Below are 14,664 nucleotides of genomic sequence, written 5' to 3'. Positions count from 1 at the left end.
ACATTAATACTCGAATTGCTAACAAAGGCGTATTCTACTCTGGTTTAACTTGGACACCAAATCTAAACAAGTTGTTATACCAAAATGGCGCGATAACTGTACGATATGGTCGAATTTTATAACTTTGGCGTTTAAAATCTATACTAAGCTGGCCCATTTCGCCACTGACAAGCGTGGTAACGCCATGGGTTTTATAGCGCTCAACAACGTCATGTTTAGGAAAGCCATACTGATTAGCAAAGCCCGCAGTAAAAATTGCATCAGTAGGATTAACAGCCGCAATAAACTCTGCAGACGATGAAGTTCGACTGCCATGATGTGGTACAAGTAGGATATCGGCATCCAGTGAAGTGCCGCTTTGTATCAGCCGCTTTTCGGTTTTTTTCTCAATATCACCGGCCAGTAAAACACGGTTATTGCCATCATCAATATGTACAACACAAGACTGGTTATTATCACTTTTTGCTGCCATGTTACTGGTTAAAGTAATGGTTAAATTGAACCAATTTAACCTCCTATCATCGCATTGCTCTAGCTTTTTAGTTTTATCGGCTAGCTGCGTATCAAACTGCACTGTTTGGGTTATAGCAGTTTGCTGGTATTTATCGATATTGCTGATAATCGTTAGCTTATTGAAATGTTTAAGTAGTTCATTTACCCCACCAGCATGATCATTATCGTCATGGCTTATGATTAAATAATCCAGCTCAGTCACACCTTTAGCCATTAATGTGGGTATCACCACCCTTTGGGCGTAACTAAAATTGTCACCATAAGCCGCGCCAGTATCATAAAGTATGCCTTTATGACCTTGTTGTAATAGCACCGCCATGCCCTGACCCACATCTAATACATGCATTTGCCACAACAGGTTAGTCGATAGGGGTTGACCATTATCTTTGGTAAAGCCATATACCTGAAACATAAAAGGCAGCGCCATTAATCCAAAGCATACTCGCCAATGGATGTTGCTAGCCCACTTAAATAGAAACAGCCCTAAGGCAAGTAACAGTAAACTGACTGTCAGCGCATCTGACAGGTGAAATTGAGCCAAGGGTAACTGCCCACTTAGGCTTAACAGGTAATAAAATGGAGCAAGGCTATGATCAGCAAGCCACAATAATGTGCTAACCATTGCATCACTTATACACTCCGGCGCAGGTAACAGCATAAAGACACTATTTAGCAATAAAGCCAGCATACACAGCGGAATAACAATGACACTAAACCATGGCACCATCAAAAAGTTAATCCAAATACTGTGGATTGAAAAACTACCAAATAACAATGCTTGCATTAGCCCAAGGCCGATAAACAAGCGCCACTGAATCGCCCAGAAACTTATGAGAAAAGCCACTAAATTTGATTTGAGCTGACTCAAACGGCGCAAGCCTCGAGCCCTTAAGCTATCATCTTGCTGAATTTCGATATCGGTTAACTCGCCAGCTGGGTGCAATTGCTGGGGATTTAACTCAGCTGTGGATTTAACCCCGAGATAGTCTATGGTAAATAATATGATTGCCAATGCACTAAAGCTAAGCCAAAAACCAGCACTTAAACTGGCAAAGGGGTCAAACACTAATACGGCAAATAACGCCCAAATCAAACGCTGCCAAGTCGAGGCGTGTTGCCTAAATACAGTTAACAACACAATCATTAACAGCATCATCAATGCCCGCTGAGTGGAAATCGCCATCCCAGCTAAATAGCCATAGCCTGCTGCAACCATTGCCGCCATTAATACTGCCAAGATGAGATTACGCCGAGAGGATGTTGCCATGACATTTAACAATAACAGCCTAAATAAACCCCAGCTAAGACCAAACACCACAGACAAGTGCAACCCTGAAATTGCCACTAAATGGCCGGTTCCCGTTTGCCTTAGCGCCTGCCATTGCTCGGTAGAAATGTCAGTTTTATCGCCAAACAGCAATGCATTAATGATGGGATAATGGCTTAAGTGCTGCAGTTTTGGCTTTATATCACTCATCAGCCTTTGTCTTATAGACAATTTATAATCAATCAGCTGTGCCTGTTTAACACTGCCCTTCGCGACAATGTGTTGGCTTAATAAATATTTTTGTTGATTATAACCACCTTGGTTAATCGGGCTGGTAATGGGCTTCATTCTGGCGTCAAATGCCCATACCTGCCCCACTTTCACCTCAGGCGGTTGTTGCCAATTGAGTCTATAGTATCGCTTGTAAAGCGAATGTTGCGCTGATAGTAAAACAACATTAAAGCTTATCCAGTCGCTGTTTTTGCTAACTAGTGATACTATCTGTGCCTTAAATTGTTTTCTAACAGGAATTTCAGCTTCTTGATGAGAAAATAATGAATAAAAACAAATGGAAACCCAAAACACACCTAAAAGGCAGCCACTGATGAATGGCCACCTCTTTAACGTGAATAAGCTAAAAACAAACATTAAAACCGCTAGCGATATAGAAACTAAACTTGGCAATAAACTACTAAGTAAAATGCTGGCGCAAAACCCATAAACAAATCGATTTATCATTGATTAATTAAAGACAGTAATCGCATATATGCCAAAAAAATTATTACAAAAATTTATGCCGAAGCCTGAGACTTTACGTAACAATAAATATTTACGTATTTTTGGTGGTTTGCTGGATAAACCCAATTTGTGGACCCTCAACCGAAAATCGGCTCCGGGGTCCTTTGCGGTGGGCTTATTTGTCGCTTGGTTACCCTTTCCTTTTCAAATGGTGATAGCTGCAGGTATGGCGATATTTTTTAACGTCAATATTCCATTGGCAGTGGCACTAGTTTGGATCACAAATCCGTTTACTATGCCGTTTATGTTTTATGCCGCCTATATTTTAGGGGCTAAAATCCTTGGCCATAACACTGCTCATTTCAAATTTGAAGCCAGCTGGCAATGGATTGAAAGCTCTATCAGTACCGTTGGGCCGCCATTTCTACTGGGCTGCATTATACTCGGGGCAATATTTGCCTTTATCGGTTTTTTTGTGATTAAGAGCTTATGGAAATACTCAATTTTATTTAAATGGAAAAAAAGAAACTAACCACAAACCGTTCGCCATTATGAGTAAAATCGAATGACCAATAAAGAAGTCAGCATTGCGCTGACTTTTTGCTTTTAAAGCTCGGTTTAAGCTTAGATTTAGGTTTGGATTTAGGTTTGGATTAACGACCACACTCTACCGATAACAATAACGATTGTGATCAATGCCGTAATCAAGACTGCTGAAAATACTCCTGTTGCAACAGTGCAAAGCCGCACTCATCGCTCCACTTGCCTTTAAAAAAGATATTCTTTAAGTAATGAGCCTCTTTTCGAAATCCAAGCCTTTCTAACAATGCCATTGAAGCTAGGTTCTCAGCATCGGTTATCGCAGTAATGCGATGTTTGTTTAAGCTGACAAACAAATAATCAATCACTGCCGCCACAGCTTCAGTAGCAAAACCTTGCTGCTGATACTGCCTTGCTATGGTAAAGCCCAGCTCCATTTGCATATCGTCAACAAAATGCACTGCCACATCGCCGACTAGTTGTTGGATTTTATCGACAATAGCTAGCTGAAACCAGTTTCCAGCAGCGCCAAACAAAGCATAATCCATACTGTTAAACAGCGCCTTGGCATCTTCGAGTTGATAATCATCCCAGCTTTGATATTGCGCAATCACAGGATCGGCTCGATAAGCTGCAAATGCTGCTAAATCATCGATTTGGAAGGCGCGGATCGTCAGCCTTGTGGTAACTATTGTGGGTGTTGCAATCATTGCTATGGATACCTTTGATGTCGACACTGTGATAACCGCCAAAATTTAAACATGCTAGCCACTTTGAATATTACATAAACTAAGTTAGTTAGCGTGTTTAATCCTAGCCACTAAAAAATCTACTGCCGCTTTTACCTTAGGGACATGATAGCGATGCTTTTGATAAATAAGATATACCCCAAAATCATCACTTTGACTGGCTGATAATGGCGGCTGGAACTGTAATTCAGTCAGCTGATTAGATTCAAAAAATGGTGCCAGCACCCAGCGCGGCATCATCACTATACCTTGATGTTGTAGCGCTTTATCAATTAACCACTCACCAGCATTACTAATGGCCTCCACAGGGGCTGAAACATCATGCCACTGACCATTAATTTTACTTAGCCACGGCACACGGCCTTTTGGCGAGCGATAATATAAGCCTTTATGTTGTTTAAGCTCATTTGGGTGCAAAGGTACACCATAATCCGCTAGATACTGCTGGGTCGCTGCAGGCACAAACTGATTGTCCATTAACCTTATCGCCACTACGCGATCATTAGGGGCATAACCGCCACGAATGGCAATATCCACATCATCGCGCCCAACAGACGACAGTTCATCGCTGAGCTCGATATCTAAAATCACTTTGGGATATAACCTTGAAAACTCATCCATTAACGGCAACAGGATCTCGCGGCCAATGCCTACCATAGCGCTAATGCGCAATTTTCCCATTGGTTCAGTTTGATAACTGCGCACCGCTTCATTGCTTTGCTCAAGTTGATTTAGCAAGCTTGATACTTGCTGATAATATTCTCGGCCAATCTCAGTCAAACTGACAGCGCGGGTTGAACGCTTTAATAACGTCGCCCCAAGAGAGTTTTCAAGATCTGCAACCCGTCTTGATAATGATGATGCCGGAACTGAAAATGCCTTAGCCGCTTGGGTAAAGCTGCCTAACTCCACCACTTTCACAAAATACTTAAGTGCCCGTAATTGATCCATCAAAGCCTCATTATTGTTTTTAAAGCAATAAAGTATCGCTTTTTAGCTACTATATCTTATCAAAAAGAAAAGCAATAATGCATTCAATAGCAAAATTGATAAAAATAAAGACAAGGAACAACAATGAGCACATTTACCGCCATCAACTTAGTAAAGCGTCCACAAGGTGGCCCAATCACCGCTGATATTTTTGAAGTGGTACAAAAGCCAATGCCAACCGTGAACCCAGGTGAGATTTTAGTAAAACAAAATCATATGTCATTAGACCCTGCCATGTTTGGTTGGATGCAACCTGATACTGACAGCTATATTCCGCCAGTGAACTTAGGTGAAGTAATGCGCAGTAGTGGTGTAGGTGAAGTCGTTGAAAGCCATCACCCCGATTTTAAAGTTGGCGATCGCGTGATGGGCATGATGGGCTGGCAAGAATATTTTCACAGTAATGGTCAAGGCTTAAACAAAGTTGATGCGCCATTACCAGACGAAGCAATACTGTCTGTATTTGCGCTACCGGGATTAACCGCCACTCAAGGCCTATTTAATGTCGGTAAGCCCAAAGCTGGCGAAACTATTATTGTTACCGGCGCTGCGGGGTCTGTTGGCTCAATTGTTGGTCAACTTGCTAAAGCAGATGGCCTAACGGTTATTGGGGTAGTTGGTAGTGATGAAAAAGCAGATTGGATTGTCAATGAACTTGGTTTTGATTCAGCCATTAACTACAAAACCGATGATCTTGAAGCCAAACTTGCACAATGTGCCCCAAATGGCATCGACTTATTCTTTGAAAATACCGCAGGCCCAATCCAAAGCCTAATTATCGATAAAATGAACCCACATGGCCGTGTCATGGTTTGTGGTTTAATTGCTGACTACAGCAGCCAAACACCAGCACCTGGCCCTAGCTGGATGAACATTTTAAAAAGACGCCTCACGATTCAAGGCTTCACAATGCCAGATCACTTTGGTGAAGTGCCAAGCTTATTGGCTAAGCTCACCCCTTATGTACTGCAAGGTAAAATCAAACACCGCGCCCACGTACTTAATGGCTTAGAGTCATCAATTGACGGATTGAACTTATTCTTCTCTGGTGCCAACAAAGGCAAATTGATGGTTAAGCTTTAATAGGCTTCAGTGCCAACGCTGACAAGCGTTAGGGTTAAAGCAACAAAAAGGTATTAATGCAGTGGCATTAATACCTTTTTATTTTGTCATCTTCTCCTAATTCCACCGAGAATTACTGCACCTACCTCAGCGTAAAATACAATAGCCAATTAAAATGGGTGATGAGATGGACGCTCCCTATTCCGGCGTCAATGCGCCAAACTGATGTTGAACCATTCAGTTACATAAGGAGCGTCCACTATGAAAGTTACCACTATTGCTATCGATTTGGCAAAAAATGTCTTCAACGTTCTCGGCATGGATGTACACGCTAAACAGCTTTTTAATAAACGACTTAACCGTATTCAACTTGTCGAGTTCATGCAGCTTCAACCGCCTTGTGATGTGACATTTGAAGCTTGTTATTCTGCACATTACTGGGGAAGAAAATTCAACAGTATGGGGCATCACGTCAAACTCATACCCCCACAGCATGTGACTCCTTTTGTCCGTGGCAATAAAAACGACAAAAATGATGTCATGGCTATTTTTGAAGCCAGTTTGAGACCCCATATTCGTTTTGTCCCTGTAAAAACAGAAGAGCAACAGGAAGTATTAATGCTTCATCGAGTCAGAGAGCGCTTAGTTCGACAAAGAACCGCCTGTACAAGTCAAATTCGTGACGTATTAGTTGATTTTGGCATCTGCTTCCCTCAAGGCTATAGCGCGTTTGAGCTGGCAATGTGGGACATTATGAATGATGACCATCAACGCCCGTTAATTAAGCTGATGGCGAATGATTTCTGGGACGAGTATCAAGTATTGACCAAACGTCTGAAACAAATTAACTCACTGATAGAACAACTTGCCATGCAAGATCCTAATGGCAGTATTTTACTCAGCATTCCAGGTGTAGGACCTATTATCGCTTCCGCTTTTGCGGCTTCAATCGGCTCAGGTCAAACCTTTAATAGCCCAAAAGAACTGGCTATCTGGTTGGGGTTAACCCCAAAACAATTTGCTTCAGGTACTAAAAGCGTCCATTCAGGAATAACCAAGCGAGGTGACGGCTATCTGCGTAAGCAACTGATACACGGCGCAAGAACCGTCGTTAGCCACGCAAGCAAAAAACAAGATGACTTAAGCATGTGGATAAACCAGCTTAGGACTCGAAAAACCATGTGTTGTACTGTGGTGGCTACAGACCATCGCTTAGCAAGGTTGATGTGGATATTACCGCAAAAACAAAACCCCGTATCAGCCTCAGTATGGTGCCTATCATGTTGCATGTTAAAACCGTTGTCGCTATCTTGCACAGCTCGGTCTGGCCAAGGGTATTTAACCCGAGTGGGTGATATGAGTGGCGAGATAGCACATTAATAACTCACCAGGGTTGTTGTAAACGATGAAGTAATGGCTCAGTCCAACCAATGTAAGCCAGAAAAGGCCAAGGATGAACTTAATCCGAATGGGTGTTTCACAATTAAACGGCGCAGTGGTACGGAATTCATTAGGGGCACAGCTACACTGTTAAGCCCGTATATATGGCAGTACAACCACTTTAAGCGGTACATGAGTGACATCAATAACAACAGCAAGTGTGAATAGTTTAGAAGAAAACCAAGGTCAAAAGCCTTCGGTAGGCAGACTATTGTCTTGACTCACCGGGAGCGTCCATATATGGCCATGTTATTGTTAACACAATCACAAAATAAGCCCGCAATGCATTATCAGCCATACAAGTGTAAAGCTCAGTGTATGCAGAGGAATATGCATAACTCGTCACTGTTACTCCTTTGCCCTTTTAGCCAGACAATCTAGAATACAGTAACCCGATTGGGCTAACTCAGTAAAATTGAGTACAATCGACCTTTTTTTGACAAGGATAAACTCTCCAATGGAACCAAATGTAATTCATGAAGCAGCTAAGCAACTGGTCCCAGTGCAAGCCTTTCTGGCTTTTACTTTGGCTATCACTGCTTTATTTATGGGGAAATTCATCATTTCCAAAAGTGCTGTATTGCAAAAGTATAGTATTCCAGAGCCAGTCGTTGGCGGCTTTTTCTGCGCCAGTATCGTCGGTATTTTGTATTACGCCTTTAATATCCAAGTTCAATTTGAACTAGACGTGGCCGATATACTATTGCTCTACTTTTTTGCGGGGATTGGCCTAAAAGCCGACTTTGCCACCCTTATCAAGGGGGGGAAACCTTTATTAGTACTATTGCTGCTTGCCGGTTTATACATTTTTTTGCAAAACTTGTTAGGCATCAGTGTTGCCACGCTATTTGGCTTTGACCCCAAGGCGGGTTTAATGTCTGGCTCAATTTCTCTCACTGGGGGAGTTGGCACCGCAATGGCGTGGGGCCCAACCTTTGTTAACGATTTGGGTATTGCCAATGCCTTAGAGCTAGGACTTGCGTCCAATACCTTAGGCTTAATTGCAGCGTGTTCAGTTGGCGGTCCCATTGCTGCTTATTTAATGAAACGCCATAAACTAACCGGTAACCATGATAGCGAACTGGATATAGGTACCACTCACAAAGACGGTGACAAAGGGCTACAAGTTGATTACTTTGGTGTTTTAAGGGCTTGGTTATTCTTAAATTTATCCCTTATCGGGGGGCATTTCATCAATGCAGCCTTAACCGATCTAGGTTTAAAATTACCCATGTTTGTGGCCTGCTTGTTAGCCGGTATCCTTATTGGGAACAGCTTAAAGATTTACGTATTACGAAAGAACAGTACTAAATTATTAAATAATGTACGTGATGGTGAAAAAGGCCTGACATTAATTCAAGATATTTGTTTAGGCATGTTCTTAACCATGGCCTTAATGGGCTTAAAGGTATGGGAGCTAGAAGGCAGCTTCTTCTACATCCTCGTGATCATTGGTCTACAAGTACTGATGTCGGTGCTTTACACGATTTTTGTGGTGTTTCGAGCCATGGGTAAAGATTACGAAGCTGCGGTGATTTGTGCCGGCTTTGGGGGGGTGACATTAGGCTCCACGGCAACAGCCATCGTGAACATGACGGCTGTAACCCAACAACACGGCGCCGCCCATCGGGCCTTTATTATTTTACCGCTGGTCTGTGGTTTCTTTATCGATATCGTAAATGCCTTGTGGATTAACTTTTTTGCCTACTACTAATCATCAGCTAACACACATTTCTCTGATTTAACTTCACGGCCTTGTTCACTGCAAGGCCGTTTCTTTATTTCTAAACGCCAGCCAAGCCAGTCAACAACACGCAAGTGAGTTGCTAAAATCTAATTAATTAAAAAGCCACCCATTGTTAATTAAAATAATTAAAAAGCCACCCATTGTTAATTAAAATGTTAATTAAAAAGCCACCCATTATTTAGAAGTTATAACATAACGCCTTTCGATTTGAGTTGCTAACACCTACATTCATTAACTGATGTGATTATTCCAGCCAAAGGACTAAATACTTCATCATTAATCACCAAAAATTAATTAACAAAGCCACCCATTATTTTGAAGTTATAACATATCGCTTTTCGTTTTGAGTTGCCAACACCTACATTCATTTACTGATGGGATTATTCCTGCCAAAGGACTGAATATTTCATCATTAATCACCAAAATTCACTCATAAACTAAATTCAACACAGCAAAAAAGCTTGATATCTATCAAGTGGGAAATGCTTTTATTTGAAATTAAGAAATGGTGTATTAAGCGCACAACCAGCGCTGACAGTTAGCTGCGCCCTGTCGTCGTTTTAGGTCTAAATGCTCACAATAATCTGTTAATGCAGGCAACGCCCCCACCGCACCTTTGAATAAAGCGCCAAACTCAGTGGTGATTTTTAACCAGTTTTCAGCTGGTATATTCAATCGATTGAGAATATCCTGACTACTCGCGCTGATGGCGCCACGTTTATCATCACGAATAATCCGCCCAGTATCTTAAACCAGCACACTTGTTCAACTAATTAGGGGCAAATATGATTCCCAAAAACTTAAAATTTAGATTAGGTAGTACAAATAATGAAAAGAAAATCCTCTAAAGAATTATTAAAAAAATTTTATGGTTTGTGCTGCGTGACTAAAATCTTTTAAACAAACCTTCGCACTCGTCGATACACCATAAAACTAAAAAGACGAACCAGGCTGTGCTAAAAAAGCTAATTCTTCTATGGTTGATGTTCGACCAAGCAACTCATTTCGATGGGGGTAACGGCCAAAACGTTCAATAATTTTTAAGTGTTTTAATTCAAATTGATAATTAGATTCAAGCCCATTACTTTTAAATAGCGCTAACCCTTGTTGATGCACTTTTAACGACTCACTGTGCATATAGGGCATATACAAAAAAGTTCGCTCGATTGCGGTTAATTGTTGATCAAGCCCCTGTAAAATGGCCTCTTGGGCTAAGGCTAATGCCATGGGATCAGCGCTAAATGCTCGAGCATCATCACGGTAAATATTGCGGGAGAACTGATCCAATATGATAATTTCAGCTAAGCGCCCTTGCAGATGCTGACGCCATAACCATAATTCCCCCGCTATGGCTTGAGTATGTAACTTACCAAAGCGTGTGCGAATTAATTCATCAAAGCTAACATCTTTTTTAAACCATTGGGCAGGCTCAATTTCAGTAAACCAAAAGTTAATAACCTGCTTTACCTCATCCATTCAAACTCCTCGTGGTAAAAATAAATTTTTGGGGCGTATTCTAGGGTTTATTCTATGCTAGATTAAAATCAGGTTTAGCTTAGTCATAATAAAGCCGACCTTACGCTAATAACTGGCTGATACCAAAATACAATGACTGCTATTTTGTTTGATAATTATGGAAAATATATGCCACAAAGCAATACGGATTTAGCTAAAAAAACCGCTAAAACTGACATTAACAATGAACTTCAACCTAAAGTGACAGCGGCTTCGCCTGAGTCTATTAGGCAAGATCCTCTCATTGCAAAAATGCTTAAGCGTTCGCCGTCAGATATTGCCGATAGTTTCACTGATGCGCAGCTCAATGCGATTAAGCAAGCCTTGGGTCCATCGACTTGGGGTGGTCACTTTCTTGATAGCCGTGGCACCTTTAAGTTTCCTTTTATTAAATGGCGTTTTTATTACGTCTTATTATTAGGTAAAAACAAACGCGCCTATACTCGCCGCGAAAAACGAATATCGCTAGTGATGATGATTACCACTGTCACCGGTTTTATACTTTTCAGCATGTTATTTGGTTTGTTAGCTCTGTATTTATTAAAGTCTGCCTTAGGTATCGACTTGTTTCCTGATACCTCGTTAGGGATTTGGCATTACTTTAAAAGCTTGTTTAACTGATGTGTTTAGACTGAGTTTGGAACGCTGTTTTAATTGATGTTATCAATAGCGATTGTCATAGCCTATTCTCATAGCCAATTGTCAGTGCTTGTTGTAAGCGCCTAGTTACGCAATTGAAAATAAATTTTAACCAATAAAAAACGCGCTAGAGCGCGTTTTTATCTCTGCTTTTCAAGGCAGTGATTCAACACCTAACACCTAGTCAATTCATCGCCCTGCTAATGCCGTTGCTGGCGCTATTTTGGTTGCTTTATAGGCCGGATAAATAGTCGCCAGTAAACTCATCACAAAGCCCATACCAACAACCACTAACACATCTTGTTGCTGTAGCTGTGACGGCAAGAAGTCGATAAAGTAAATATCAGATTCTAGTAATTTAATCCCAAAAAATTGCTCAACAGCATTGGCAAACGCACTCAGATTAAGTGCCAATGTCACGCCTATAGCAGCGCCAATAGTGCAACCTAAAGCACCATTGAGTGCACCTTGCATAATAAATATCGCCATCACTTGGGCACGCTTTAATCCCATTGTCATCAAAATAGCGATTTCGGCGCTTTTATCTCGCACTGCCATCACCAAAGTAGAAACAATATTAAAACAAGCCACGGCAATCACCAGTGCAAGTACCAAATACATCACCATTCTAACCAGCTGAATATCTTGATATAAATGCCCTTGTGAACGAGTCCAGTTATTTAAATGCAAATACTGGTTTTGTGCATAACCCAAATCGCGAGTAATGCGCGGCGCACTGAAAACTTTGTTAACTGTAATGCGCAGGCCTGTCACTGAGCCCACTGGCAGTTTTAATACTTCAGCAAGATACGGTAAAGACACATAAGCTTGAGTTGATTCTATTTCGCCGCCTAAGTCATACACACCAGCAACCACAAAACGATGACTTTTCGCAGCCGATAGCTTATTGGTTTGCCCCATATCTGGAGTGTACATTGATAAGGTGTCACCGACCTTTAAACCAAGTTTGTCTAATAAGCTGCGACCAACGACAATGTTGTTGGAATGAGAACTTAATGAGGCCCACGCCTCTGCTGGCATAAACTCATCAATGGTTGAGACCTTTTTTTCTAGTTCTGGCTCAATACCATTAAGCTCTAGCCCCTGAAAGCCGCCTGGCTTTTGTACCAAGCCCTGCATTTTTATAAATGGCGCGGTAGCAACAATTTCTGGCATGCTTTTAGCGGTTTCTGCTATGCCTTGCCAGTCATGCAATGGCTCGTTGACGCTTAGCAGTTCACCATGTGCAACAACGCCTAATAAGCGCTGTTCTAACTCACGCTCAAAGCCATTCATGGCTGATAACACTAAAATTAACACTGCCACACCCAGCGCAATACCTGCGGTGGAGGCAAATGAAATAAAGCCAATAAAGCCGTTAGATTGTCTTGCGCGATAAAAACGCCAACCGATAACCAGTGGCAGTAATGACTTCATTATTTCTCTTCCGCTACTTGCTGTAAAACGCCGTCTTTCATGGTTAATTGACGATCCATTTTCGCTGCTAATTTATAATCATGGGTTACCACTACAAAGGCGGTGCCCAGTTGCTGAGCAAGCTCACGAATAAGTTCGTACACACTATCACCGCTGCTGGCATCTAAGTTACCGGTTGGCTCATCAGCCAATACTAACTTAGGTTTATTAATTAACGCTCTGGCAATGGCGACACGTTGGCGCTCGCCGCCTGAAAGCTGCGCTGGAATATGCTCTAAACGATGCCCTAGTCCAACTCGCTCTAGTAAGGCGCTGGCTTCAGCTAACGATTGCTTTTTATCTCGACCTTGAATAAACGCTGGCATGGCGACATTTTCAAGCGCCGAAAATTCAGGTAGTAGGTGATGGAATTGATAAATAAAGCCTAAATCTTTATTTCTGACTTCTGCTTGTCTTGCGGCGCTAAGCTGATAAAGGTCTTCACCATCGAGCATCACAGTGCCAGATGTTGGAACATCTAGAGTGCCCATAATATGCAATAAGGTACTTTTACCTGAGCCAGAGGTGCCGACAATGGCCAATTGCTCGCCTTGATAAACCGTTAAATCAACGCTCGACAGCACCTTGGTGGTGGTTTCACCGTCATGAAATTGTTTAGTGACCTTGTTAACTTCTAATACTACTGGTTGTTTATTCATTATTCATATCTCAAGGCTGTTGCAGGTTGCACTCGCGCAGCCGTTAATGCGGGATAAATGGTGGCAAGTAATGTCATGATAAGAGTGCCAACAACAATGACCATAATTTGTTGACTTGCTATGATCACTGGTAAGTTTTGCCCTACTCCAAGTACTGAAATACCCAATACATTCAGCATACTATTTAAATTTAAAGTAATTGTGACCCCAGCTAAGGTGCCTAATGCTAAACCAATAATGGCGTTCAGTGAGCCCTGCACAATAAAGATGTTCATCACCGATTGCGTGGTTAAGCCTTGGGTTTTTAGCACCGCCACATCGGTGGTTTTATCTATTACCATCATCACTAATGCCGACACAATATTAAACGCCGCCACGGCAACGATTAAACTGAGCATCAATGACATCATGTTTTTTTCCATTTTTACCGCAGCAAATAAATGACCGAAATCATCGCGCCAATCACGGGTTTCAATAGCCATGCCTTGCTGAGCTAATTTATCTGTCAATGTGATGCCCATTTCAGGGGCGATAAAGGGATCGGTTAAGTAAACCCGTAATTCATTAATTTCACTGGGGCTTACACGCATTAAACGTCTTGCATCTTGATAATGCACATAGGCTAATACACCATCAACTTGCGAGCCCATTTCAAATAAACCCGCCACGGTAAATTTACGCTGGCTTGGCACTGGGCCTAATGGTGAGTACACCACCCCATCGCCACTTAAAATGCGGATTTTGTCGCCAACATTGATAGATAATTTTCTGGCAAGCTCGCTGCCCAGCACCACGTTGTAACTGCCAGGGGTGAGTTGTTCAAAGGCGCTGGAATAGGTATTGGCAACAATGGCTGATAGGTTTTGCTCATATTCAGGGAACACGCCGTAAACTTGTACTGCGCTAATATTCTTGCTTGATTGCACCATGGCTTGAGTGGTCACCGTGGGTGCCAGCCCTTGCACTTGCGGTAATGCCGTTAACGATTTAGCTTGGGTTTGCCAATCGCTAAAACCTGCATCATTAATGAGGGTTAGTTGCGGCACTGCGCCTAAAATTCGCTGTTTAAGCTGACCTTCTAGGCCGTTCATCACTGAGCTGACAATGATCAGCGCAGCTACCCCTAAAAAAATGCCCGATACCGCAAAAAAAGTAATGAAAGATGCAAAAGCATTGGCTTTACGTGTTCGCCAATAGCGGTAGCCCATGAATAATGAAAACCGAAAGTTCATAAAGAAAAGTGCATCCTTGGTGTTTATTGGAATAAAAAACAGCAGTTTAATTTAACACAAAGGCTAAAACTTGCTAAATCATTAAGATGGGCATGAT

At 41.9% G+C, this 14,664-nt stretch carries 11 protein-coding genes and 2 pseudogenes; 5 read left to right on the top strand and 8 right to left on the bottom strand.

The window, feature by feature from the left end; all coding sequences use genetic code 11:
* Window positions 1–34: 34 nt before the first annotated feature.
* Window positions 35–2,518: a DNA internalization-related competence protein ComEC/Rec2 gene (locus tag BM739_RS03815; RefSeq protein WP_083698057.1), complete on the bottom strand. Its 2,484-nt coding sequence runs from the start codon at window positions 2,516–2,518 to the stop codon at window positions 35–37.
* 28 nt (window positions 2,519–2,546) lie between these two features.
* Between BM739_RS03815 and BM739_RS03810 the strand changes: the two genes are divergently transcribed.
* Window positions 2,547–3,050: a DUF2062 domain-containing protein gene (locus BM739_RS03810; RefSeq protein WP_076537426.1), complete on the top strand. Its 504-nt coding sequence runs from the start codon at window positions 2,547–2,549 to the stop codon at window positions 3,048–3,050.
* Between the two features lie 172 nt (window positions 3,051–3,222).
* Here the strand turns inward: BM739_RS03810 and BM739_RS03805 are convergent, their stop codons facing one another.
* Together BM739_RS03805 and BM739_RS03800 are read right to left on the bottom strand one after the other, a co-directional pair.
* Window positions 3,223–3,768: a GNAT family N-acetyltransferase gene (locus BM739_RS03805; protein ID WP_076537424.1), complete on the bottom strand. Its 546-nt coding sequence runs from the start codon at window positions 3,766–3,768 to the stop codon at window positions 3,223–3,225.
* Between the two features lie 84 nt (window positions 3,769–3,852).
* Window positions 3,853–4,758, bottom strand: a complete 906-nt coding sequence (locus tag BM739_RS03800) for a LysR family transcriptional regulator (protein WP_076537423.1) — start codon at window positions 4,756–4,758, stop codon at window positions 3,853–3,855.
* A 123-nt stretch (window positions 4,759–4,881) separates the two neighbouring features.
* Between BM739_RS03800 and BM739_RS03795 the strand changes: the two genes are divergently transcribed.
* From BM739_RS03795 to gltS, 3 genes and pseudogenes are all read left to right on the top strand, one after another.
* Window positions 4,882–5,880, top strand: a complete 999-nt coding sequence (locus tag BM739_RS03795; protein WP_076537421.1) for an NADP-dependent oxidoreductase — start codon at window positions 4,882–4,884, stop codon at window positions 5,878–5,880.
* 240 nt (window positions 5,881–6,120) lie between these two features.
* Window positions 6,121–7,153: pseudogene (locus tag BM739_RS03790) on the top strand (IS110 family transposase).
* Window positions 7,154–7,756: 603 nt separating this feature from the next.
* A complete protein-coding gene (gene gltS / locus BM739_RS03785) occupies window positions 7,757–9,013 on the top strand; it encodes a sodium/glutamate symporter (RefSeq protein WP_076537419.1) in 1,257 nt (418 codons plus the stop codon).
* 546 nt (window positions 9,014–9,559) lie between these two features.
* Here the strand turns inward: gltS and BM739_RS03780 are convergent.
* Together BM739_RS03780 and BM739_RS03775 are read right to left on the bottom strand one after the other, a co-directional pair.
* A pseudogene (locus BM739_RS03780) lies at window positions 9,560–9,802 on the bottom strand (transposase); the annotation flags it as partial.
* A gap of 177 nt (window positions 9,803–9,979) precedes the next feature.
* Window positions 9,980–10,522, bottom strand: a complete 543-nt coding sequence (locus BM739_RS03775; protein WP_076537417.1) for a DUF924 family protein — start codon at window positions 10,520–10,522, stop codon at window positions 9,980–9,982.
* A gap of 168 nt (window positions 10,523–10,690) precedes the next feature.
* Between BM739_RS03775 and BM739_RS03770 the strand changes: the two genes are divergently transcribed.
* The gene (locus tag BM739_RS03770; protein WP_254843459.1) at window positions 10,691–11,182 is read left to right on the top strand and encodes a hypothetical protein; all 492 of its coding nucleotides are present in this window, start codon (window positions 10,691–10,693) and stop codon (window positions 11,180–11,182) included.
* A 207-nt stretch (window positions 11,183–11,389) separates the two neighbouring features.
* Here the strand turns inward: BM739_RS03770 and lolE are convergent, their stop codons facing one another.
* From lolE to BM739_RS03755, 3 genes are read right to left on the bottom strand one after another with little or no spacing between them, the layout of a single operon-like run.
* On the bottom strand, window positions 11,390–12,637 hold the full coding sequence (lolE, locus tag BM739_RS03765) for a lipoprotein-releasing ABC transporter permease subunit LolE (protein ID WP_076537415.1): 1,248 nt from the start codon (window positions 12,635–12,637) through the stop codon (window positions 11,390–11,392).
* Window positions 12,637–13,335, bottom strand: a complete 699-nt coding sequence (gene lolD, locus BM739_RS03760; protein WP_076537414.1) for a lipoprotein-releasing ABC transporter ATP-binding protein LolD — start codon at window positions 13,333–13,335, stop codon at window positions 12,637–12,639. The genes lolE and lolD overlap by 1 nt, the downstream gene beginning before the upstream one ends.
* Window positions 13,335–14,567: a lipoprotein-releasing ABC transporter permease subunit gene (locus tag BM739_RS03755; RefSeq protein ID WP_076537412.1), complete on the bottom strand. Its 1,233-nt coding sequence runs from the start codon at window positions 14,565–14,567 to the stop codon at window positions 13,335–13,337. Before BM739_RS03755 ends, lolD begins: the two co-directional genes overlap by 1 nt.
* Window positions 14,568–14,664 lie beyond the last annotated feature (97 nt).

The sequence above is a fragment of the Shewanella sp. UCD-KL21 genome, assembly GCF_001957135.1.
Lineage (GTDB): Bacteria > Pseudomonadota > Gammaproteobacteria > Enterobacterales > Shewanellaceae > Shewanella.
Note: the sequence above shows the minus strand (reverse complement) of the source record. Positions and strands in the feature narration are given on the sequence as shown.